At 67.1% G+C, this 21,520-nt stretch carries 25 protein-coding genes and 2 pseudogenes; 18 read left to right on the forward strand and 9 right to left on the reverse strand.

Annotated features, from left to right (window positions below; genetic code table 11):
• On the reverse strand, positions 1 to 349 hold a 349-nt coding region (locus AB4Y99_RS14115; protein WP_441523758.1), incomplete at its 3' end, for an MFS transporter.
• Positions 350 to 542: 193 nt separating this feature from the next.
• Positions 543 to 1,709, reverse strand: coding sequence for a DUF2865 domain-containing protein (locus tag AB4Y99_RS14120; RefSeq protein ID WP_441523759.1), 1,167 nt, complete (start codon positions 1,707 to 1,709; stop codon positions 543 to 545).
• A gap of 269 nt (positions 1,710 to 1,978) precedes the next feature.
• Between AB4Y99_RS14120 and AB4Y99_RS14125 the strand changes: the two are divergent.
• Positions 1,979 to 2,515 (forward strand): annotated as a pseudogene (locus AB4Y99_RS14125) (phosphoribosylaminoimidazolesuccinocarboxamide synthase); the annotation flags it as partial.
• A 213-nt stretch (positions 2,516 to 2,728) separates the two neighbouring features.
• On the opposite strand, the gene AB4Y99_RS14130 reads toward AB4Y99_RS14125, so the two are convergent.
• Positions 2,729 to 3,226 (reverse strand): MarR family winged helix-turn-helix transcriptional regulator, encoded by a 498-nt coding sequence (locus AB4Y99_RS14130; RefSeq protein WP_038361803.1) that lies wholly within the window; start codon positions 3,224 to 3,226, stop codon positions 2,729 to 2,731.
• Positions 3,227 to 3,514: 288 nt separating this feature from the next.
• Between AB4Y99_RS14130 and AB4Y99_RS14135 the strand changes: the two genes are divergently transcribed.
• Positions 3,515 to 4,354, forward strand: a complete 840-nt coding sequence (locus tag AB4Y99_RS14135) for a CHAD domain-containing protein (protein WP_441523760.1) — start codon at positions 3,515 to 3,517, stop codon at positions 4,352 to 4,354.
• Between the two features lie 39 nt (positions 4,355 to 4,393).
• On the opposite strand, the pseudogene AB4Y99_RS14140 reads toward AB4Y99_RS14135, so the two are convergent.
• Positions 4,394 to 5,329: pseudogene (locus tag AB4Y99_RS14140) on the reverse strand (TRAP transporter substrate-binding protein); the annotation flags it as partial.
• 70 nt (positions 5,330 to 5,399) lie between these two features.
• On the opposite strand from AB4Y99_RS14140, the gene AB4Y99_RS14145 reads away from it, so the two are divergent.
• From AB4Y99_RS14145 to AB4Y99_RS14160, 4 genes are all read left to right on the forward strand, one after another.
• Positions 5,400 to 6,410, forward strand: coding sequence for a fumarylacetoacetate hydrolase family protein (locus tag AB4Y99_RS14145; RefSeq protein ID WP_441523761.1), 1,011 nt, complete (start codon positions 5,400 to 5,402; stop codon positions 6,408 to 6,410).
• Positions 6,403 to 6,984, forward strand: a complete 582-nt coding sequence (locus AB4Y99_RS14150; protein WP_051987761.1) for a DinB family protein — start codon at positions 6,403 to 6,405, stop codon at positions 6,982 to 6,984. Before AB4Y99_RS14145 ends, AB4Y99_RS14150 begins: the two co-directional genes overlap by 8 nt.
• An 88-nt stretch (positions 6,985 to 7,072) precedes the next feature.
• A complete protein-coding gene (locus tag AB4Y99_RS14155; RefSeq protein WP_038361813.1) occupies positions 7,073 to 7,606 on the forward strand; it encodes a hypothetical protein in 534 nt (177 codons plus the stop codon).
• Positions 7,607 to 7,608: 2 nt separating this feature from the next.
• Positions 7,609 to 7,989, forward strand: coding sequence for a lysozyme inhibitor LprI family protein (locus AB4Y99_RS14160; protein ID WP_191123035.1), 381 nt, complete (start codon positions 7,609 to 7,611; stop codon positions 7,987 to 7,989).
• On the opposite strand, the gene AB4Y99_RS14165 is transcribed toward AB4Y99_RS14160, so the two are convergent.
• Positions 7,971 to 8,516, reverse strand: coding sequence for a GNAT family N-acetyltransferase (locus tag AB4Y99_RS14165; protein ID WP_441523762.1), 546 nt, complete (start codon positions 8,514 to 8,516; stop codon positions 7,971 to 7,973). The two genes, AB4Y99_RS14160 and AB4Y99_RS14165, sit on opposite strands and share 19 nt — an antisense overlap.
• A 108-nt stretch (positions 8,517 to 8,624) precedes the next feature.
• Here AB4Y99_RS14165 and AB4Y99_RS14170 point away from each other — a divergent pair, with 108 nt between their 5' ends.
• Positions 8,625 to 9,140, forward strand: a complete 516-nt coding sequence (locus AB4Y99_RS14170) for a CreA family protein (protein ID WP_441523763.1) — start codon at positions 8,625 to 8,627, stop codon at positions 9,138 to 9,140.
• A 9-nt stretch (positions 9,141 to 9,149) separates the two neighbouring features.
• Here the strand turns inward: AB4Y99_RS14170 and AB4Y99_RS14175 are convergent, their stop codons facing one another.
• Complete coding sequence (locus tag AB4Y99_RS14175; protein ID WP_038361820.1) at positions 9,150 to 9,479, reverse strand: hypothetical protein; 330 nt, start codon at positions 9,477 to 9,479, stop codon at positions 9,150 to 9,152.
• 312 nt (positions 9,480 to 9,791) lie between these two features.
• Here AB4Y99_RS14175 and cysS point away from each other — a divergent pair, with 312 nt between their 5' ends.
• Positions 9,792 to 11,273: a cysteine--tRNA ligase gene (cysS, locus tag AB4Y99_RS14180; RefSeq protein WP_197062729.1), complete on the forward strand. Its 1,482-nt coding sequence runs from the start codon at positions 9,792 to 9,794 to the stop codon at positions 11,271 to 11,273.
• Between the two features lie 103 nt (positions 11,274 to 11,376).
• Positions 11,377 to 12,987 carry a citramalate synthase gene (cimA, locus tag AB4Y99_RS14185; RefSeq protein ID WP_441523764.1) on the forward strand — a complete coding sequence of 537 codons (1,611 nt, stop codon included), beginning with the start codon at positions 11,377 to 11,379 and terminating at the stop codon, positions 12,985 to 12,987.
• A gap of 126 nt (positions 12,988 to 13,113) precedes the next feature.
• Here cimA and AB4Y99_RS14190 read toward each other — a convergent pair whose 3' ends face one another.
• A complete protein-coding gene (locus AB4Y99_RS14190) occupies positions 13,114 to 13,452 on the reverse strand; it encodes a hypothetical protein (protein WP_038361828.1) in 339 nt (112 codons plus the stop codon).
• Positions 13,453 to 13,670: 218 nt separating this feature from the next.
• On the opposite strand from AB4Y99_RS14190, the gene AB4Y99_RS14195 reads away from it, so the two are divergent.
• From AB4Y99_RS14195 to AB4Y99_RS14210, 4 genes are all read left to right on the forward strand, one after another.
• Complete coding sequence (locus tag AB4Y99_RS14195) at positions 13,671 to 15,584, forward strand: ABCB family ABC transporter ATP-binding protein/permease (protein ID WP_441523765.1); 1,914 nt, start codon at positions 13,671 to 13,673, stop codon at positions 15,582 to 15,584.
• Between the two features lie 133 nt (positions 15,585 to 15,717).
• The gene (locus tag AB4Y99_RS14200) at positions 15,718 to 16,209 is read left to right on the forward strand and encodes a hypothetical protein (protein WP_038361833.1); all 492 of its coding nucleotides are present in this window, start codon (positions 15,718 to 15,720) and stop codon (positions 16,207 to 16,209) included.
• Between the two features lie 186 nt (positions 16,210 to 16,395).
• Entirely contained in the window at positions 16,396 to 17,097 is a 702-nt protein-coding gene (locus tag AB4Y99_RS14205) for a phosphatidylserine decarboxylase (RefSeq protein WP_441523766.1), read from the forward strand.
• A gap of 186 nt (positions 17,098 to 17,283) precedes the next feature.
• A complete protein-coding gene (locus tag AB4Y99_RS14210; RefSeq protein ID WP_038361838.1) occupies positions 17,284 to 18,120 on the forward strand; it encodes a CDP-alcohol phosphatidyltransferase family protein in 837 nt (278 codons plus the stop codon).
• A gap of 27 nt (positions 18,121 to 18,147) precedes the next feature.
• Here the strand turns inward: AB4Y99_RS14210 and AB4Y99_RS14215 are convergent, their stop codons facing one another.
• A complete protein-coding gene (locus AB4Y99_RS14215) occupies positions 18,148 to 18,531 on the reverse strand; it encodes a hypothetical protein (RefSeq protein ID WP_133561682.1) in 384 nt (127 codons plus the stop codon).
• 320 nt (positions 18,532 to 18,851) lie between these two features.
• Between AB4Y99_RS14215 and AB4Y99_RS14220 the strand changes: the two genes are divergently transcribed.
• The 3 genes from AB4Y99_RS14220 to yacG all read left to right on the forward strand — a co-directional run bounded on the left by AB4Y99_RS14220 (position 18,852) and on the right by yacG (position 20,612).
• Positions 18,852 to 19,460 carry a Maf-like protein gene (locus tag AB4Y99_RS14220; RefSeq protein ID WP_112764098.1) on the forward strand — a complete coding sequence of 203 codons (609 nt, stop codon included), beginning with the start codon at positions 18,852 to 18,854 and terminating at the stop codon, positions 19,458 to 19,460.
• Positions 19,461 to 19,594: 134 nt separating this feature from the next.
• Entirely contained in the window at positions 19,595 to 20,416 is an 822-nt protein-coding gene (locus AB4Y99_RS14225) for an SDR family NAD(P)-dependent oxidoreductase (RefSeq protein WP_133561680.1), read from the forward strand.
• On the forward strand, positions 20,409 to 20,612 hold the full coding sequence (gene yacG / locus AB4Y99_RS14230; protein WP_112764099.1) for a DNA gyrase inhibitor YacG: 204 nt from the start codon (positions 20,409 to 20,411) through the stop codon (positions 20,610 to 20,612). Before AB4Y99_RS14225 ends, yacG begins: the two co-directional genes overlap by 8 nt.
• 42 nt (positions 20,613 to 20,654) lie before the next feature.
• Here yacG and AB4Y99_RS14235 read toward each other — a convergent pair whose 3' ends face one another.
• Complete coding sequence (locus tag AB4Y99_RS14235; protein WP_038362563.1) at positions 20,655 to 20,843, reverse strand: hypothetical protein; 189 nt, start codon at positions 20,841 to 20,843, stop codon at positions 20,655 to 20,657.
• A 74-nt stretch (positions 20,844 to 20,917) separates the two neighbouring features.
• Here AB4Y99_RS14235 and AB4Y99_RS14240 point away from each other — a divergent pair, with 74 nt between their 5' ends.
• Positions 20,918 to 21,202, forward strand: coding sequence for a hypothetical protein (locus tag AB4Y99_RS14240; RefSeq protein WP_441523767.1), 285 nt, complete (start codon positions 20,918 to 20,920; stop codon positions 21,200 to 21,202).
• Positions 21,203 to 21,210: 8 nt separating this feature from the next.
• Entirely contained in the window at positions 21,211 to 21,498 is a 288-nt protein-coding gene (locus AB4Y99_RS14245) for a hypothetical protein (protein WP_441523768.1), read from the forward strand.
• The last annotated feature ends 22 nt before the right edge of the window (positions 21,499 to 21,520 follow it).

Here is a 21,520-nt window from a genome sequence, read left to right on the forward strand (position 1 = left end):
GGGTAAAGGCGATGATCAGCGAGCCGAAGCACATCATCACCACCGAGAGCATCAGCGACAGGCGCCGGCCATAGCGGTCCGCGAGATGGCCGAACAGCCAGCCGCCGACGGGGCGCACGATGAAGCCTGCGGCGAACAGCGTCGCGGCGTTGAGCTGTTGCACAACCGGGTCGGTCGAGGGGAAGAAATGCGGCGCGAAATACAGCGCGAAGGCGGTATAGGCGTAGAAATCATACCACTCGACGAGGTTGCCGACGGAGCCGATGAAGATCGCCTTGATCCTGCGCCGGGCGTCGCTGAGCTCGATCGGGTGCGGGTGGTGCGGCTGTGTCGTGCTGACGTCCGACATGAAGGCCCTCTGAAGCTGGCGGGAGCGTCAGAAGGCAGGACCCGCGGGGATACGGGCCGGAATGCGGTCTGGCGGCCTCCCGAAGGGGCGGCAAGGTTCGCTCTTTATGCGACGGTCTCGCCCATGCGTCCAGCGCCGAGCATGACGATACCCGGCTGCGCGATTTGTCGTCCGCGCATGGAACTTATGTGGATCAGGGCTTGACCAGTTGCGGGCTCAGATTAGGCGCGAGGTTCGGCGCCACGATGCGCACCGTGCGGCGCTCGCCGGTGACGCTGCGCGACTCGCTCTTCAGCCCATCGCGCTTGTCCAGCACCTTCTCGTCGACGATGTCGGGGCCGACGCCGGCCGATTCGGTGCCGGAGGTCGGGGAGTTCTCCGACGGCATCGGCTTCTCGTCCGGCGCGTCCGGGAGCGAGGCCGGGGTCGGCTTCACCGCTTCGGGCGCGCCGCGCCGCTTGGGATCGGGCTTCGGCCGCGAGAGCTCGGCCGCGCGCTGCTCGGTGACGATGACGTCGCCCTTGCGCTTGTCGAGCAGGTATTCGGCGTTCTTCAGCGCCTCCGACCAGCTCTGGCCCTGGCCGCGGCAGGTGCAGGTCGCATCGAAGGAGCGGGTGTATTTGCCGGCATTCGGCAGGGACGAATAGGGCTGGCCGGTCGAGCGCGAGGCCGCGTTCTGGATGTCGCCGCCCGCGCTCATGCCGAAGGCCGTGGTCTCGCTGCCGGGGCAGAGCGCCTGGCACATCTCGTCGGCATTGCCGTTATTGTTGGCGAGCGGGAAGAAATAGCCGTCGCAGCTGCGCACGCAGACGGTCTGGGCGCCGCCGAGGCGCGGCTTTTCCGGCTCGATCACCGGCTGCTCGGGGTCGAGCTCGGGAATCGTCGAATCGACGCTGCCGGGGCCGGGATCACGCCCGAAGATCGTGTCGAAGAAGCCGCGCGGGCGCGCGCCGCAATTGTTGCTGATCGCAGCCGCGAGCTGGGCGCGACGCTGCTCGAGCGCGCCGCCCTGGGCCCTTTGCTGGAGCGCCTCGTACTGCGCCTGCAACTGGCCCATCTGCGCGCGGATGCCGCCGCATTGCGGCGGCGCCTGGCCGCCGAAAAAGAGGAAACCGCCACCGCGCTCGCACCCCATGGCTCGGTACTGGCCGCTTAGCTGGCCGAGCTGCGCGCCGACGCGCTGGGCGGCCTGCGCAGCGCGCGGATCGCCGCCGCTGCGGCCCTGGAGGCTCTGGAGCTCGGCGCGCCATGCGTCGCAGGACGGTGACTGGGCGGTTGCCGTCCCGCTCAAAGCCGCCAGCGCCAGCAGGGCCATGCCGAAGCGTCTGGAAAGTCGCAGCATCATCGCAGGTCGGGTCACGTCATCCACTGTCGGAGCAGGCCGTCGGGCCACAAACTCCTGCCAACAACACCCGCCAAACGCGACGGAACTATGGAGCCCCCGCGTCTCCCGATGCCGAGTCGGCCGAGGTGACGCGGCTTTCGCATGCCACATCCGGGCGCGCGCAGCAATCCGCGGCGAAGGGCGCCGGACAGGTGGTGGAAAACGCGCGCTTCGACTAGAAGCGCGGGGCTGGCGCCGCGATTGCGGCGTCGGCAGCTCCTTTCGTCGCGAGGCCAGCGCCGCTCATGTCCGAATTCCTGCCGCTTCACGAAGCCGTCATCCCGGAGCTGCCGAACTATTATCGCGGCAAGGTCCGCGAGAATTACGATCTGCCGGATGGACGCCGTATCCTGATCTCGACCGACCGGCTCTCCGCCTTCGACCGCGCCATCGCCTCGATCCCGCTGAAGGGGCAGGTGCTGACGCAGACGGCGCGCTACTGGTTCGAGAAGACCGCCGACATCTGCCCGAACCATGTCCTCGAATATCCCGACCCGAATGTCGTCGTCGGCCGGCGCCTCGACATCCTGCCGGTCGAGATGGTGGTGCGCGGCTATCTCGCCGGCACGACCGGCACCTCGATCCTGACCATGTACAAGCAGGGCCGGCGCGAGATGTACGGCATGACGCTGCCGGACGGCTTGCGCGACAACGAGGCCCTGCCGCAGCCGATCATCACCCCGACCAGCAAGGCCTTCGACGGCGGTCATGACGAGCCGCTTTCGGCCGGCCAGATCGTCGGGAGCGGCCTGCTGACGCAGAAGCAATGGGACACCGTCTCAGGCACCCGCAGGAGCGGATCAAGCGCAATCTCGCGCGGTATTTCTGAGGGTTTTCGGCCTGGATTTTATGCTGGTCATCCCGGGCGACCGAAGGGAGACCCGGGATCCATGCCTGAGCCCTTGCCGGAGGCGTTCCGGCAAGGATCCCGGATCTGCGCGGCTTCGCCGCTTGTCCGGGATGACGGCGCGACGTGTGATGGGTCCGGGATGCCCCTACGACCCGTCTTCCTCGCGATAATTCCCGGCGAGCAGGCGGCCGCGCTCGGTCAGGGTCGAGAGCACGCGCTCGAACACCTTGATCTCCTCGGGCGCGATGCCTTCGATCCAGCGCGCCTCGAAGCCGAGCGCCAGCGGCACGATCTGGTCGTAGATCCGCTTGCCGGCCGGCGTCAGGGTCACGAAGGATTCGCGCCGGTCCTGCCGGTTCTCGGCGCGCGAGACGAGGCCGCGCTTCTCCAGCTCGGTGACGGCGCGCGAGACCTTGGTCTTGTGCATCTGGGCGAGCTCGCCGATGTCGCGCGAGGTCAGCTTGCCGAACTCGCCGAGCTGCGCCACCACGCGCCATTCCGGGATGCCGATGCCGAAATGCTCGCCATAGATCCGGCCGAGCGCGCGGCCGCCCAGCGTGCCGACGACATTCAGGCGATAGGGCAAGAAGCGCTCCAGCCGGAGCATCTGGTCCTGGAGCGAGGGCGAGGTTTTCTCTGACATGGGCGGCTGTGTAGCTGGTTCCGGAGAGGCCGGCGAGCCGGTGCGGCTGCCATCAGCAGGAGAGGGCCACAACCATACAGTCGAAAGACGATGCTGTCGCGTGGCGGTGGCCGCGTCGGTCGCGCCGGTGAAGGAGCAACGCGGCTCCTGCCTCGAACGCGCGGCGATCCGAGCCGGAGGCGTGGTAGAATTGCGGCCTGCCGCTCGGATACGTTGCCGTCGGGGAAACGCGCGAAACAGGTCAGCATGGCGAGCATCTCGAGAACCGGTCCGGATGCGAGGGTATCGATGACGCGGCGATGGGCCCGGCACTGGCTGTGCTCCTGCCGTGAGTTTCCGGCCCGTGCCCTGGCCGTGCTCGATCGCCGGGAGGACGATCCGGGACGGACGATTCATGAATTCCGCCGCCTGATGAAGGCGTGGCGAGCGTTGCTGAAGCTTGCTCCCGCCGAGCTGGCCGAGGAGGGGAAGGCGGTCCGCGGGGCTGTCGGCGGCTTGCGCCGCGGCTTCGGCATCGCCCGTGACACGGCGGTCGTCGCCAAGGTGCTCAGTGCGCTCTGTCCCGACCATGCCTCCGAGGACGACGCGCAGGATGCAGCCGCGGTGCTGCTGGCCGAGCAGGGAGACGCCGTCCGCGACGAGCTCCGGCGCCTGTCGGCCGAGATGGCGCGCTGGTCCGTGTCGAACGAGACGGGCGACTTTCTGGTCCGGGCCTTCCGGCGCAGCTATCGGCTGGCACGGCGCCATGGGCGCCGCGATCCACGCCGGATGGACGCGGAGCATCTGCACGACTGGCGAAGCATGATCGTCGATCTGAGCTATCAGCTCAGCTTCTTCGCGCCGGCCGATCCGGCACGGCTCGGGCGGCTGGCCAAGGCGGCGGAGCGCCTGCGCTCACGGCTCGGCAATGCGATCGACCTCGGCATGGTCCGTGCGCATCTCGCCGAAAGGCCGGCGCTGGACGGCCTCGATGCGCTTGCGCAGGAGATCCCGCGCAAGATCGCCAAACAGTGCCGCAAGGCGGCGAAACTGGCTAAGCGCCTTCTCGCTCGCCGCCCCAGGCGTGCCGGCGCCGATCTGCGCGAGGCGATGGAGCACCGGCCGCCGAGGCGGACCAGCTTCGGCTGATCCGTTCCGGGCGACGGGCGGGGATGGCGCCGGCGCGCCTCAGCGCGCCTTCAGCCGGTTCATGAACGAGTCGTAGGAGAGCTCCGCGATCTGCCACCAGAGCAGGTTCTCGCCGCGGAAGGCGACCATCGAATCGTAGCCCTTCTTGAAGTCCGGGCTCTTGGCGCTGGTTTCGGCGTAGTATTCCTCGGCCGCCTTCAGGGCTGCCTCCATGACCGGCAGGGGGAAGGCCCGCAATTGCGCGCCCTGCGCGACGAGCCGGCGCAGCCCGCCCGGGTTCACATAGTCGTATTTCGCCAGCATCCAGTTGTTCGCCGCCTCGCAGGCGTGCTGGACGATGGCCTGATAGGGCTTCGGCAGCTTGGCCCAGGCCTCCTTGCCGATGATCAGATGCAGCATGGCGCCGCCCTCCCACCAGCCGGGATAGTAATAATACTTGGCGACGCGGATGAAGCCGAGCTTCTCGTCGTCATAGGGGCCGACGAACTCGGCCGCGTCGATCGAGCCGCGCTCCAGCGCCGGATAGACGTCTCCCGGCGCGATCTGCGTCGGCACCACGCCGAGCTTGGACAGCACGGCSCCGCCCATGCCGCCGATGCGGAAYTTCAGSCCCTTGAGATCGTCGACGCCCTTGAGCTCGTTGCGGAAGAAGCCGCCCATCTGGGTGCCGGAGTTGCCGCAGGGGATGGAATAGGCGTTGAAGCGGTCGAGCACGCCGTTCACGATCTGCTCGCCGCCGCCGAAATACCACCAGCTATGCTGCTGGCGGGCGTTGAGGCCGAAGGGGATGCCGGTGCCGAGCCCCAGCGTCGGGTCCTTGCCGATATAGTAATAGGTCGGCGAATGCGCGCATTCGACTGTGCCGGAGGAGACGGCGTCGAGCGCCTGCAATCCGGGCACGATCTCGCCCGGCGCGAAGACCTGGATCTCGAATTGGCCGTCGGTGGCGTCGGAGACGTATTTCGCGAATTGCTGCGCCGTGCCGAAGGCTGTTCACAAGGCTTGTTGCGTCTTTATTGGCGCGTCCGGGAAGGAATGAAAAGAGATGAAGCTTGCCTCCCTCTCGCATGGCCGCGAAGGCCGCCTCGTCGTGGTTTCCGCAGACCTGACGCGTGCGACCGACGCCTTTCCGGTCGTCGCCACCCTGCAGGCGGCGCTGGACGATTGGGAGCGCCTCGCGCCCCGGCTCGCCGATCTCGCCGAGGGGCTGGAGCACGGCTCGGTACCGTCCTTCCGTTTCCACGAGCATGATTGCGCCGCGCCCCTGCCGCGCGCCTTCCAGTGGCTCGACGGTTCGGCCTATGTGAATCACGTCGAACTCGCCCGGAAGGCGCGGGGCGCGGCCATGCCGGACAATTTCTGGACCGACCCGCTGATGTATCAGGGCGGGAGCGATGCGCCGCTCGCCCCGCGCGCGCCGATCCACGCCCGCAGCGAGGAGGACGGYATCGAYTTCGAGGCCGAGATCGCSGTSATCACSGGCGAYGTKCCGATGGGCGCGACGCGCGAGCAGGCGCTCGCCGCCATCCGCCTCGTCATGCTCGCAAACGACGTGAGCCTGCGGAATCGGATTCCGAGCGAATTGGCGAAAGGCTTTGGATTCATTCAATCAAAGCCGTCCACCTCCTTCTCGCCGGTCGCCGTCACGCCCGGCGCGCTCGGCTCGGCCTGGCGCGACGGCAAGCTGCATCGTCCGCTCCTGGCCCAGCTCAACGGCGCGCCCTTCGGCAGGCCGGACGCCGGCACCGACATGACCTTCGATTTCGGCACGCTCATCGCCCATGCGGCGGCGACGCGCCGGCTTTCGGCCGGCACGATCATCGGCTCCGGCACCGTCTCGAACCGCGATGCCGATGGCGGGCCGGGCAAGCCGGTGGCAGAGGGCGGGGTGGGCTATGCCTGCATCGCCGAGCAGCGCATGGTCGAGACGCTCCGCCATGGCGAACCGAAGACGTCCTTCCTGCGTTTCGGCGATACGGTCCGCATCGAGATGAAGGACGCCGACGGCCATTCGATCTTCGGCGCCATCGAGCAGGAGGTCCTGCCGCATGACTGAGGCGGGTTTCGGCCGGCGCGGGGCGCTTGCCGCCCATTGCCGCAAGATGGCCCATAACAACGCCTGGGCGAACTGGCGGCTGCTCACGGCCTGCGCGCAACTCAGCGATGCGGATTTCAAGGCGCAGCGGACGAGCTTCTTTCCCTCGCTGCACGAGACGCTGAACCACAATCTGATGGTCGATCTCTATTATATCGACGCGCTCGAACGCGGCGGCCTCGGCCGGCTGGTCTTCGAGCGCTTCCGGCCCTTCGACATGGCGCAGCTCCTTCCGGCCCAGGCGGCCGCAGACCGGCGGCTGATCGCCTTCTGCGACGGCTTGAGCGACGACATGCTCGCAACCACCGTCACGACGGACCGCGGCGAGCACGGACAGGTCGAGGAGCGTGTCGACGATCTGCTGGCGCATCTCTTCCAGCACCAGATCCATCATCGCGGCCAGGCCCATGCCATGCTGGCCGGCACCGCCGTCGCGCCGCCGCAGCTCGACGAATATTTCCTGCGCTACGATTCGCAGCAGACCCGCGTCGAATTGCGCCGCCTCGATCTCGCCCCACCCGAAGAGCTGCTCTGACACCCGCCCGCAGCTCCAGCTTGTTGGCGGGCAAGACGCCGGATAACCTGCGCCGCGAAACACCGCCCGCCGCGAGAGCCGAGACGCCATGATCGACCCCGTGCCGCTCTATTCCACAGCGATCCCGCTGGCCTTCTTCGTCTGGGGGCCGCTTCTCGTCGTGGTGCTGTTCTGGCTCGTCGGCTTCTGGTCGAACCGTCAGGGCGTGCCGCGCATGCTGGAGAGCGACTGGAACGGCTACAATGTCGCCGATGTCGAGAAGCTCTTTGGGCTCTATGGCGAGACGACGCGAGCACGCTACCGCAACCGGGTGCTGCCCGCCGATGTCGCCTTCGCCTTCGTCTACGCCATCGTCGGAGCCATCCTGATCGCGGGGCTCGCGATGCGCGGGCAGCCCTGGTGGGTCGCGGCGCTCTGCGGCGGCGGCTGGCTCCTCGGCGGGCTCTGTGACGTGGCCGAGAATCTGGCGGTGGCCCGTCTTCTCGACAGATATCCCCGCGTCGAGGCCGGCGATGTCGCTTTCGCCAGCAGGATGACGCGGCTGAAGCTGGTCTTCTTCTCGCTCGGCATCATCGGCGCGCTGGTTGCCGCCTATCTTGTCTTCAAGCCGCTGGCGGCGTGACCATGCGGCGCTGGCTACGCTTCCTGCCGATCCTCGTCGCTCTCGCATCCCCGGCTGCGGCCGACGAGGTCTACAAGCGCTGCATCGACGATTCGGATGGCACCAATCCGGCCTGGGGCGCCTGCGGCGGCGAATGGGTCGCGCGCGAGGACGCCAAGCTCAACGCGACCTGGAAACGGCTCTACGGGGCGAGCGAGCCGAACACGAAGAAGGACCTGCTCGAGGAGCAGCGCGCCTGGAACGCCTTCAAGGAGAAATCCTGCAGGTTCTACGGCAATGGCGATTTCGGGCGGGAAGGGCAGGTCCTGCATTTTCCGGCCTGCCGCGCGGAGGTCATCGCCCGGCGTACCGAGGCGCTGAAACGCTATGAGGCCGGGCCCTGACGCCGCTCGGGGCGCCCGAGGCGCAGCCGGGTCGCGACCACAGGTGGCGTGCCGATCAGGAACGCGGCCCGAGTTGGTGCCGGCTCGAAACCCAGCCGGGCTGCAAGCCGCAGCGACGCCGCATTCTCCGGATGGGTGGTAATGAGGATCTCCGGCAGGGCGAGGGCCTCGAAACCATGGCGCAGCAGGCAGGCGGCCGCTTCCCGGGCATAGCCCTTGCCCCAATGCCGCGTGTCGAACCGATAGCTCAACTGGGCGACGTCCACGGCATCGCCGTCGGGAATCAACCCGACATAGCCGGTGAAATCTGCCGGATCGATCTTGGCGAAGACCGACCAATAGCCGAGGCCGCGTGAGACATGGGTGAAGCTGCGCGCGGCGACGGCGTCCCGTCCCATCGCCGGGTCGTCGATCGAGGCGATATGGCGCATCACCTGCGGATCGGCGTTCATCCGGGCGATGGCATCGAGATCGTCAAGCCGGCGCGGCCGCAGCAGTAATCTTTCGCTTTCCAGCTCGGGTAGCATCGGTCGCCTTTGCTTTGATGCGGGGGCGGCTGCAGAACTCTGGTGCGCCGGCGCGGGGCTTCCCATATCCTGCCGGGCGCCGAACCGAAACGCGCCGGGAGAATGGGAATGTTGCTTCGTCGTTGGATCCTGGCTGCGTTGGCCGTTGCTCTGTCCGGGGCGTTCGTGGCGCCGGCCATGGCGCAGGARGACCTGATCTTCARGAAATCGACSGTCTGGAAGRYGCTGACGCCGRACGACAAGCTCGCCGTCTAYGGCGTCGACGATCCGMTCGTCGAGGGTGTRGCCTGCCATTACACCGTGCCGGAGAAGGGCGGCGTCAAGGGCATGTTCGGTGTGGCCGAGGAGGTCTCGGAGGTTTCGCTGGCCTGCCGGCAGATCGGGCCGATCAAGTTTAAGGAGAAGGCCGAGCAGGGCGATGTCGTCTTCCGCGAGCGCCGCTCGCTGATCTGGAAGAAGATGCAGATCGTGCGCGGCTGCGACGCCAAGCGCAATGTGCTGGTCTATCTGGTCTATTCGGACAAGCTCATCGACGGCTCGCCGCAGAATTCGACCTCGACCGTGCCGATCATGCCCTGGGGCAATACCGGCGAGGCGCCGAAATGCAGCGACTGGATCCGGTAGGCGAGGGGATTACTCGCCGCAGGTGATGCTGAGCGGCTGCTCGGCGGCTGCCGCCGGGGTCGGCTTGGTCACCGTGCCGGTGAAATCGGCACGGTCGGCGATGCCGAAGGTCACGGCCTTGCCGAAGCCCTGCGATTCGCACCAGGCATTGGCGACGATCTTGCCGCATTCCGACCGGGTCGAGATGCAGTCGGCGACGCCGTAGCCGTCGCTGGCGGGAATCAGGAAGGTGCGCTGTTCGCTGGGGGCGGCGGCGGGGCGGCTCATCGGCATGATCGAGAGCGAGATGCCGGCGACGGCGATCCCGAGCAGTCCGACGAAAGCCACGGCGCGGCGCATGGGGTGAGATTCCTGAGGGCGACGGGCGGGAAACCCCGAGAATCGGGAGGATGGTTCCGGCCGGTTAAATTTGCGTGAATGGCGGCGGCGATGTTGCGGCGCAGCAAGTCGGGCGCCCTCTTGACGGAAAGCGCGCGGACAGGCAATCACTTTTCCCATGACGCGAGCCGCCATCAACAGCCCTTGCATTATTTGCCGCTAGCTTTCGCTGGCCGGCTGCTCACGTCCTCGTCCTGAAAACGAACAGACAAAAGCGCCCCGGCCAGCGGCCAGGCTGTTTCTTGTCTTCTGTCGTTTCGTTCGTTCCAGGATTTGCCCCCGATGTCGCCGACCCTGAGGCTCTACAACACGCTGACGCGGACGAAGGAGGATTTCGCTCCGGTCGATCCGCAGAACGTGCGCATGTATGTCTGCGGCCCGACGGTCTACGACTACGCCCATATCGGCAATGCCCGCCCGGTCATCGTCTTCGACGTGCTCTACCGGCTGCTGCGGCACGTCTACGGGCCCGAGCACGTCACCTATGCCCGCAACCTCACCGACGTCGATGACAAGATCAACGCCCGTGCGGCGCGCGACTTCCCCGGTCTGCCGCTGAACGAGGCGATCGCGAAGGTCACCGCGACCACCACGGCGCAGTTCCATCATGATGTCGACGCGCTCGGCAATCTGCGCCCGACGAGCGAGCCGCGCGCCACCGAGCATATCGAGGAGATGCAGGCGATCATCCATCGGCTGATCGCGCGCGGCGTCGCCTATGTCGCCGAGGAGCATGTGCTGTTCCACGTTCCGGCGGTGACGCATCTGGCGAAGGCGCCGAAATACGGTTCGCTCGCCCGCCGCTCCCTCGACGAGATGGTCGCCGGCGCGCGCGTCGATGTGGCCCCTTACAAGCGCGATCCGATGGATTTCGTGCTCTGGAAGCCGAGCCGCGAGGGTATCGATCCCGGCTGGCTCTGGCCGAACGGCGCGCCGGAGGGGATCACCCGTCCCGGCCGCCCGGGCTGGCACATCGAATGCTCTGCCATGTCGATGGCGAAGCTGCTCGCGCCCTTCGGCGGCGGCTTGTCATGCGACGATCCGGCGAAGAACGTCTTCGACATCCATGGCGGCGGCATCGACCTCGTCTTCCCGCACCATGAGAACGAGATCGCCCAGTCCTGCTGCGCCTTCGGCGGCGGGGAGGGGGCGCCGCGCATGGCCAATATCTGGATGCATAACGGCTTCCTGCAGGTCGAGGGCGAGAAGATGTCGAAATCCCTCGGCAACTTCGTCACGATCAACGAACTGCTGGCGACGGAAACCTTCGGCGGCCGCAAATGGCCGGGCGAGGTGCTGCGCCTCGCGATGCTGAAGACGCATTACCGCCAGCCGATCGACTGGACGGTGAAGGCGCTGGAGGAGGCGGAGAAGACGCTGCAGGACTGGGCGGGAGCCGCACAGGGTGTGGCAGCTTCCCAGCCTTCCGTCGAACTGCTCGACGCGCTGGCCGACGATCTCAACACCGCCCGTGTGCTGGCCGAGCTCCACGCGCTCCGCAAGTCCGATGATCTGCCGGCGCTGCTGGCGGGCCTCGATCTGCTCGGCATCAAGCTGCCAGAGCTGGCAAAACCTGTTGCCGTCGCGCCGGAGGTCGAGCGCCTGATCGCCGCCCGTCTCGACGCCCGCCGCACGAAAAACTTCGCCGAATCCGATCGCATCCGCGACGAACTCGCCGCCATGGGCATCGCGCTCAAGGACGGCAAGGACCCGGCCACCGGCGAGCCGACGACCACCTGGGAGGTGAAGCGATGAGCCCGAAGATCCGTCCTGCCGGCTCGCTGTCGCTCGCCATCAAGCTCGTCATGCTGGCCATGGTCGTGCCGCGCGTCGTTCGCTTCAAGCTGAGGCGCGGGCGATGAGCCAGATCACCGAACGCTGCCGCATCCATCTCTTCGACACGACGCTGCGCGACGGCGCGCAGACCACCGGCGTCGACTTCTCGCTCGACGACAAGCGCGCCGTCGCCGCCCTGCTCGACCGGCTCGGCRTCGAYTAYGTCGAGGGCGGCTATCCCGGSGCSAACCCGCTCGAYACCGCCTTCTTCGMGGAGAAGSCGACKWMGMAGGCSAARTTCGCYGCCTTCGGCATGACCAAGCGGGCAGGGCGCTCGGCCGCCAACGATCCCGGCATCGCCGCGCTGCTGGCGGCGAAGGCCGACGCGATCGTTTTCGTCGCCAAGGCCTGGGACTACCATGTCCATGTCGCGCTCGAGATTTCGCTGGAGGACAACCTTGCCGGTATCCGCGAGAGCGTCGAGGCGGCGAGGGCCGCTGGCCGCGAGGTGATGCTCGATTGCGAGCATTTCTTCGACGGCTACAAGGCCAACCCCGATTATGCGCTCGCCTGCGCCCGCGCGGCCTATGAGGCCGGTGCCAGCTGGGTCGTGCTCTGCGACACCAATGGCGGCACGCTGCCCGACGAGATCGGGGCTATCGTGCGCGAGGTCGCCAAGGTCGTGCCGGGCGACCATCTCGGCATCCATGCTCATGACGATTGCGGCTGTGCCGTCGCCAATTCGCTGGCGGCGGTCGAGGCCGGAGTGCGCCAGATCCAGGGCACGCTGAACGGGCTGGGCGAGCGCTGCGGCAATGCCAATCTCGTCACGCTGATCGGTGCGCTGAAGCTGAAGGAGCGCTATCGCGAGCGCTTCGCGCTCGGCATCGACGAGAGCCAGCTCGCCGATCTCGCCCATGTCTCCCGCGCCCTCGATGAGATGCTGAACCGCGCGCCGAACCGCCACGCGCCCTTCGTCGGCGCCTCGGCCTTCGCCACCAAGGCCGGCATCCACGCCTCCGCCGTGCTGAAGGATCCGCGCACCTATGAGCATGTTCTGCCCGAGGCGGTCGGCAACACCCGCAAGGTGCTGATTTCTGACCAGGGTGGCAAGTCGAACCTCGTGGCGGAGCTGGAACGGATCGGCCTGACGCTCGGCCGCGACGATCCCCGGCTCAACCGCGTACTGCAGGAGGTCAAGGACAAGGAGGCGCAGGGCTATGCCTTCGAGGGCGCCGACGCCTCCTTCTTCCTGCTCGCCAAGCGCATTCTGGGCGAGCTCCCGGCCTATTTCGAGATCGAGCGCTTCACGGCCAATGTCGAGCGCCGCTACAACGCGCTGGGCGAGCTCGTCACCTTCTCCGAGGCGATCGTCAAGGTGAAGGTCGGCGACGACGTGCTGATCTCGGTCGCCGAAAGCGTGCTCGGACCGGTCAACGCGCTCGATCTCGCGCTGCGCAAGGATCTCGGCCGCTACCAGTCGCTGATCGGCGGCCTCAGGCTGGTGGATTACAAGGTCCGCGTCTTCCAGGGCGGCACGGACGCCGTCACCCGTGTGCTGATCGAATCCGGCGACGAAACCGGCGAGCGCTGGACCACGGTCGGCGTCAGCGCGAACATCATCGACGCCTCGTTCCAGGCGCTGGTGGATTCGATCACCTACAAGCTGGTCAGGGCCGGCGCGACGGCGTGACGCCCTGCGCCGTCATGCTCGGGCCTGACCCGAGCATCTCTTGCGAGAGGAGGCTCTAGAACCTCATCGTCCGGAGATTCTCGGGTCTGCACTTCGCTTCGCCCGAGAATGACGGTCCCCGGGAGGTCACTCCGTCAGACGGATCACGCGGTCCTTGCACAGATCCATGTCGGCGTCGCTCGTGGCTTCGTCGTCGAACTGCGCCTGCACCGTATAGCTGCAGCCCTGCGGCTTGTTGAGCTTGAGCGCGACGCTCTTGCCGGGCGCCAGCGGCTTGGCGAGCTTCGCCACGAGCCGGGGCTGGTCGCCCGCCGTCGCGATCGCGAAATTGCTCAAGGGCACCGTGCGCTGATTGGTGATGGTGATCTGCGGATGAGGCCGCGTGGCCTGCGCCGCGGCCGGCAGGGCGAGGCCGAGAGCAGCCCCTAAACCCAGCCCGATCACTGCAAGATTGCGGAATACCATGGTCATGTCTCCCCATTTGAGAGCGTTGAGCGCTCTTTCGCGAGGAGACATTCCCCGTTCGACGAGAACAAGGCAACTCCGGGGCGCCAGTTTACGCGGGCGCCTCGCTTCTGCCGGTTCGCAACAGCCTCCAGGCGCAATGCCCCCCTTGCAACAAGCCGCATGCACGGACGCGGAATTGCGCCTATATGGGCCGCATAAACTGGAATCGCTCGAAAATGTCCGTGCCCGCAGCGCCGTCCCCGGTGCCGAGCCTCGCTCGTTCCGTCGTCATCAAGCCGGGCTCCGGCTTCATCGCCACCTTCCGTGCGCTCTGGCCCTATCTCTGGCCGGCGGAAAGGGCCGATCTGCGAGGGCGCGTCGTCGCGGCCTTCGGGCTGATGCTGATCGGGCGCCTGATCCTGATGGGCGTGCCCTTCAGCTTCAAATGGATCACCGACGCGCTGGCCCAGACCCATTCCAGCGTCGAGAACTGGCTGCCCTGGCTCGTCGGCGCGCCGCTGGCGCTGACGGTGCTCTACGGTCTGGCGCGGGTCGGCTCCTCCGCCTTCGTGCAGATGCGCGACGCGATCTTCGCCCCGGTCTTCATGCATGCGGTGCGCACGCTGGCGCTCCAGACCTTCGGGCACCTGCATTATCTCTCGCTGCGCTTCCATCTCGAGCGCAAGACGGGCGGGCTGACGCGCGTGCTGGAACGGGGCCGCAACGGCATCGAGGAGATGGTCCGGCTCGGCCTCAACCAGCTCGTGCCGGTCATCGTCGAGGTCGCGCTGATCATCGCCGTGCTGCTCGCGCTGTTCGACTGGCGCTATGTCGCGGTGCTGGTCGCGATGGTCGTCGCCTACATGACCTACACCATCAAGGCGACCGAGTGGCGTATCGCCATCCGCTCGGCGATGAACGAATCCGATACCGACGCCAATTCCAAGGCGATCGACTCGCTCTTGAACTACGAGACGGTGAAGTATTTCGGCGCCGAGGCGCGTGAGACCGCACGCTACGACGTGGCGATGGCGCGCTATGAGCGCAATTCGATCAAGTCCTACACCTCGCTCGCCTTGCTGAATTTCGGCCAGGCCACGATCTTCGCCGTCGGGCTGACGCTGTCGATGCTGATGGCGGTGCGCGGCTTCCAGGCTGGCACCAACACGGTCGGCGATCTCGTGCTGATCAACTCCATGTTGATTCAGCTCTATCTGCCGCTGAACTTCATGGGCACCGTCTATCGCGAGATCAAGCAGGCGACGCTCGACATCGCCGAGATGTTCTCCCTCATCGGCCGCGATCCCGAGATTCAGGACAAGCCGGGCGCGCTGCCGTTGCAGGTGCCGGCCGGCGAGGTCGTCTTCGACAACGTGCATTTCGCCTATGTGCCGGAGCGGCCGATCCTGCGCGGCATTTCCTTCAAGGTTCCGCCCGGCCGCACCGTCGCCATCGTCGGCCCCTCCGGCGCCGGCAAATCGACGATCTCGCGGCTGCTCTTCCGTTTCTACGAGCCGCAGAAAGGCCGCATCCTCATCGACGGCCAGCCCATCGCCGATATCCAGCAGGTCAGCCTGCGCGCCGCCATCGGCATGGTCCCGCAGGACACGGTTCTGTTCAACGATACCATCGAATACAACATCCGCTACGGCCGCCCCGAGGCGACGATGGAGGAGGTCGAGGACGCTGCCCGCCTCGCCCAGATCGACCGCTTCATCCGCACCTTGCCGGAGGGGTACGCCACCTCCGTCGGCGAGCGCGGCCTCAAGCTCTCCGGCGGCGAGAAGCAGCGCGTCGCCATCGCCCGCACCATCCTGAAGGGACCGCCGGTGCTCGTCCTCGACGAGGCGACCTCGGCGCTCGATTCCTTCACCGAGAAGGAGATCCAGGACGCGCTCGACCGGGTGAGCGAGGGGCGCACCACGCTGGTCATCGCGCACCGGCTCTCCACGGTGGTCAATGCGGACGAGATCATCGTGCTCGACAAGGGCGTCATCGTCGAGCGCGGCCATCACCGCGACCTGCTSGCGGCGGAYGGCGTCTATGCKGCGATSTGGAACCGYCAGCGCSAGGTCGACGAGGCCAAGGCGACCCTCCAACGCGCGACGCAGGAAGAAGGCGAGAGCGTCAGGGTCACGCTGGCGCAGTGACGGCTCGGGCCGGTCCGGCGCGGCAGGCTCGCCTTTCGATCGGCCCCGATGACATCGGCGCGGAGTGGCGTCGCGGGCCGGTTTCGGTCATGATGCGCCTCGGGAAGCAGCATCGAGCGGCTTGGGGGCTGTCATGTTCGATCCGACGACACTGGTTGGCTTTCATACTTGGTTGAGCCTGATCGCCATCGTCGCCGGCTTCCCGGTGACGGCGGGGTTGTTGAAGGGTCACACCAAACCCGGCTGGACCGGAATCTTCCTGTCGACCGCCTTCGCCACGAGCGCGACGGGCTTCGCCTTTCCGGTCAGCGGCATCCTCCCGTCGCATATCGTCGGCGCGATCTCGCTGGTGCTGATCGTCGTGGCGGGCGTCGCGCTTTACGCGAAGATGCTCGAAGGAGCGTGGCGGCGGATCTATGCGATCACGGCCGTGCTCGCCTTCTATCTTCTGATGTTCGTCCTGGTCGCTCAGCTCTTCCTCAAGCTGCCGGCGCTGCATGCGCTCGCTCCGACCGGCTCCGAGCCGCCCTTCGCCATCGCGCAGGGCATCCTGCTTGTCGTCTTCGCCTGGCTGACCTGGCAGGCGGCGCGGCGCTTCAATCAGGTCTGGCACCCCGCGCATTGAGTGCCGGGCCGCCCGGCATTTCGTCTTTCCGGGGATGAAGGGGGCCGCGCCGGAGCGCCGCGGCCTTCCGCTCTTTCCCTCGCGGCGGGAAGGCCCTAAATCAGCGCAGCGCCCGCGCTGGCTTCCCAGCGCTGCGGCAAGCCCATTCCCGCGTGCCTCGCGCCGCCAAGAACAGCGGAACTCTCCATGTCCCTCGTCGATTCCGTCCGCAAGGTGATCGTGCCCATCCACAAGGAGGGCTATGTCTTCATCGCGATCGGGCTGGTGGCGACCATCATCCTCGCCAATCTCTGGTCGCCCTTCGGCTGGATCGGCGCGATCGTCACCGTCTGGATCTGCTATTTCTTCCGCGATCCCGTCCGCATCACGCCGCAGCGCGAAGGGCTGGTGATTTCGCCGGCCGACGGCCGCGTCAGCCAGATCGCCACGGCCCTGCCGCCGCCGGAACTCGACCTGCCGGCCGAGCCGATGACCCGCGTCTCGATCTTCATGAACGTCTTCGACTGCCATGTGAATCGCAGCCCCGTGCCCGGCCGCCTCCTGAAGATGGCCTATACGCCCGGCCTCTTCCTGAATGCCGAGCTCGACAAGGCGAGCGATGACAACGAGCGCAACGCGCTGGCGATCGAGACGCCGGCCGGTACCATCGCCGTCGTCCAGATCGCCGGATTGATCGCGCGGCGGATCGTGCCCTTCGTCAAGGAAGGCGACGTGCTGGCGACCGGCGAGCGCTTCGGCCTCATCCGCTTCGGCTCGCGCGTCGACGTCTATCTGCCTGCCCATGTCGTGCCGCTGGTCGGCGAGGGGCAGACGGCGATCGCCGGCGAGACCGTGCTGGCCGATCTTYCCGGCAACGAGGCCATCCTGCGGACGTTCCGCGGAATCTGACCGGCAGTGAACCGCGTCATTCTCGGGCGCCCGCAGGGGGACCCGGGAATCTCCAGGCGGTAAGGGATCAGGAGACTCCAGAGCCCCGTCGGTTCGAGATGCTCGGGTCAAGCCCGAGCATGACGCCGTTGATGCCGTTATCTCCCCGCCTAGCTTCCGCCTGCAAAACCGCGTATTTCGGCTCGCATGAGCGACCTCTTTCCTCCCTTCGAGCCCGAGCGCCTCGAGCCGAAGCGCGCGCGTTTCAAATCGATCCCGTTCCGGCTGATCGCGCCGAACCTCGTCACGCTGCTGGCGCTTTGCCTCGGCCTGACGGCGATGCGCCTCGTGGTCGAGGGCAAGCTCGAGACCGCGACGATCTGCATCCTGATCGCGGCGGCGCTCGACGGCATCGACGGCCGTCTCGCGCGCATGCTCAAGGGCACCTCCCGCTTCGGCGCCGAGCTCGATTCGCTCTCGGATTTCGTGAATTTCGGCGTCGCCACCGGCTATGTGCTGTGGATCTTCGTCCTGCACGACCTGAAATCCTTCGGCTGGATCATCGTGCTGACGCTGGCCTGTGCCATGGCGCTCAGGCTCGCGCGCTTCAACGTGATGATCGACGATCCCAACCGGCCCGACTGGCAGAAGAACTTCTTCGTCGGCATGCCGGCCCCGGCCGGCGCCATCACCGCCATGCTGCCGGTCTATTTGCAGGCGATCGGCGTTCCGGTGCAGGAATACGGAGCGCCTTTCGTCGGGCTCTACATCCTCTTCATCGCCTTCCTGACGATCTCGCGCATCCCCTGCTATGCGGGCAAGACGCTGGGTGCGCGCATTCCGCGCGACATGGTGCTGCCGATCTTCGTCGCGGTCGTGGTGGTCGCGGGGCTGCTCTTCGCCTACACCTTCGAGGTGCTGACGCTGGTGGTGGTCGCCTATCTCGCGCTGATCCCGCTCAGTGTCGCCCGGTACCGCAAGCTCGAGCGCGAGCATGCCGCGTCAGCGACCCTGCCGGAGGAGACGCCGGAAAGCGCCGCCTGACGGATAGTATCTGCTAGGCTGATAGCTCTAACGACGCCGGCCGGTCAGCCGGGCCGCGTTGGCGCGGGTGCGGCGGGCGAAAGGCTCGAGCGTGCTGTTCGCCACCTTGGCAGCGGCCTCGCTCAGATCGATCTGCGCCAGCGGGTTCAGCGCCAGGCCCCACCAGAACATCGTGGCGGCGCAACTCGCGGCGAAGCTGCTTTCCACCACCGCCGACACTTTCTCGACCACGGCCTTCGTCGCCTCGCGCTGGCCCGACGAATCGCCGAGAGCACCCTTCATCAGGATCGGCATCCGCATGGCGATGGTGAGCCCGGCCTCGGCCTGCATCGCCAGGACGCGCGTGGCGAGCGCCTGCGCCTCCACCCCCGCCGGGGCGGCGGGGCGCAATGGCTTGCGCGATGTTGGCATGAGGCGAACTCCGGAGAATAGGGCCGAGAGGCGGTGGAGCATCGGTGAAGGGCGCGTAGTGTGGCGCGGCCGGAGGCGCTTGGCAATGGCTGGTATACCAGCCGTCCAGCCCGTTATCTGTGCAGATCGCGGATGGCGCGCAAACGACGACCCACCCGCCGGCGCATCGCCGCAAGGGTTTCGGATTTATTAGCGCGCCGAAATACTCTAAAGCCTGAGACATCCGACCGTCATCGTCATCCGATCGTCCTGCAAACCGGAATGTGGCCGAGCCGCCCTTGAGTTTCTTTTCCCCGCCCAAACAACCTGGCTGGCGGCCGATGCTGGTGCTGGCCTCGGCCTCGCCCCGGCGGCTCGCTTTGCTCGAACAGGCCGGCCTTAAGCCCGATGCGCTGCTGCCGGCCGATCTCGACGAGACGCCCCACAAATCCGAGCGTCCGCGCGATCTCGCCCGCCGCCTCGCCCGCGAGAAGGCGGAAGCCGCGCGGGAGGGCGCAAAGGCGCGCGCCGACCTCGAAGGCTGCTACATCGTCGCGGCCGACACCGTCGTCGCCGTCGGCCGGCGCATCCTGCCCAAGGCCGAGATCGTCGACGAGGCCGCCGCCTGCCTGCGCCTGCTCTCGGGCCGTGCCCACCGCGTCTATACCGGCGTGGCGCTGGTCACGCCCTCGGGCGCGATTCGGGACCGGATCGTCGAGACGCGGCTGCGCTTCAAGCGTCTGTCGACCGAGGATATCGAGCATTATCTCGCCTCCGGCGAATGGCGCGGCAAGGCGGGCGGCTATGCCATCCAGGGCATTGCCGGCTCCTTCGTCATCAAGCTCGTCGGCTCCTATACCGGTGTGGTCGGCCTGCCGCTCTACGAGACGGTGAACCTGCTGGGCGGCGAGGGCTTCCCGATCCGCTTCGGCTGGATGAACGCGGCCTGATCTCCGCGGCTCGCGGGGGTTGCCTCCCGTCTCCATTGCCCCGATCCTCCCGCCCGCAGCGCGCCAGCCTGACAAGGCGCGCGACAATGTCGCATCGGTCCGTCCCAACAGAGCGGACCCTTCGGGAGGCAGCGATGACGGGACGTTTGAGGGGCAAGGTGGCGATCGTGGCCGGGGCCGGGTCGATCGGGCCGGGCTGGGGCAACGGCAAGGCGACCGCGACGGTTTTCGCCCGCGAAGGCGCCAAGGTGATCTGCGCCGACATCAACCGCGACGCCGCCGAGGAGACCGCTGCCATCATCCAGAACGAGGGCGGCCAGGCCTTCGCCGTGCAGGCCGACGTCACCAGGGCGGACCAGGTCGCCGATCTCGTCGGCCGCGCGCTCGGCCGCTATGGCCGCATCGACATCCTCGACAACAATGTCGGCATCGCCGAGGTCGGCAGCGTCGTCGATCTGCCCGAGGAGACCTGGGAGCGCGTCTTCCGCGTCAACCTCACCGGGGCCTTCCTGGCGATGAAGCACGTGATTCCGGTGATGCTGCGCCAGTTCGAGGAGACCGGCGAGGGCGGCTCGATCATCAACATCTCCTCCATCGCCTCGATCCGCCACACCGGCGTGCCCTATGCGAGCTATTCCACCACCAAGGCCGGCCTCAACCAGCTCACCCGCACCACGGCGGCGCAATATGCTCCACAGAAAATCCGGGTGAACGCCATCCTGCCGGGGCTGATGAAGACCCCGATGGTCGAGCATTCCGCCGGGCTGGCGCAGGCCTATGGCGATGGCGATATCGAAGCGATGTGGGCCGCCCGCGCGGCGCAGGTGCCGATGGGCCATATGGGCGAGGCCTGGGATGTCGCCAACGCCGCGCTCTTCCTTGCCAGCGACGAGGCGCGCTATGTCACGGGCATCGAGCTCGTCGTCGACGGAGGCATTACGCTTAAATATGGCTGAAACCGAGAAGAAGCCGCCGGCCGAACGGCCGTGCCCGATCTGCGGCAAGCCGGCAGCGGAACGCTATCGCCCCTTCTGCTCGCCGCGCTGCGCCGATATCGACCTCGGCCGCTGGCTCAAGGGCAGCTATGTGATTCCCGGCGAGCCGCTCGAGCAGAGCGACGAGGCCGCGCCCTCGCGCGACAAGGAGGAGTGAGGAATAGGCCGGCGCCTGCGGACCGGCGCCGGCAGGCAGGCTCTACCCGAGAGCCTCGCGTCGCTTCAGGAGTTCGTTGAGCAGATCCTGCTGCTCGGCGATCCGGTTGGCGATGGTTTCCTCCACCGCAGCGCCGGCTGCGCCGGTGGCCTGCTCGGTCAATTCGGCAATGTTGCGCCGGGCGATGGCGATCCGGGCATCCAGATCCTGCTGCGTCGCATTCTCAGGCATGGGGGGCTCCATAGCTTCCTGCATCGGAACGATCATGTTCCGCACGATACGATCATGCACCGCCGGCATCGTCGGTGCCCGGTTTTTTCATCGAGCCGCGTGATTATTCTCCCGCAGCTTCGCGGTTCGCGTCCAGTGCCGGACGTCACCGATCCGGCTTTGAGCGACACAGGTCCTGCAATGAGGGGACCGAGGGCTGGACGCTCGAACTGGTCGATGCCGAGGGCGGCTCGACGGTCTGGCAGGACAGCTTCGCCACCGATGCCGAAGCCTTCGCCGAGTTCATGGATGGGGTCCGCCAGCTCGGCCTGGCCAAGCTGATCGATCCCGACGAGGACGACATCGCGACGGTGCACTGAGGCCCGCAATGGCTCGCTATACGGACGAGCTCGCAGCGATCGTCACCTACGAGCAGGAGTTGCGCCGCCGGATCGGCGAGCGCCTCGCGCTGGAGCGCGGCGAATCGACCCGCGACGGCCTTTCCGAGGAGCAGGTCGCCCTGGCCGAGGCCGCCATCCTGGCCTGGCAGCAGCAGGGTGAGGAAGAGCAGGACCTGCATGCCTTCAGGGCGATGGGGCCCCTGCAGGAACTGCTCGTCGAGCATCGTGCCGCTCTCGACAGGATCGACGACATCCACGACCGCAGGCTCTCATGACGATCGGCGGGGATCGCTGCTC

The sequence above is a fragment of the Allobosea sp. TAB14 genome, from assembly GCF_052113865.1.
GTDB lineage: Bacteria > Pseudomonadota > Alphaproteobacteria > Rhizobiales > Beijerinckiaceae > Allobosea > Allobosea spartocytisi.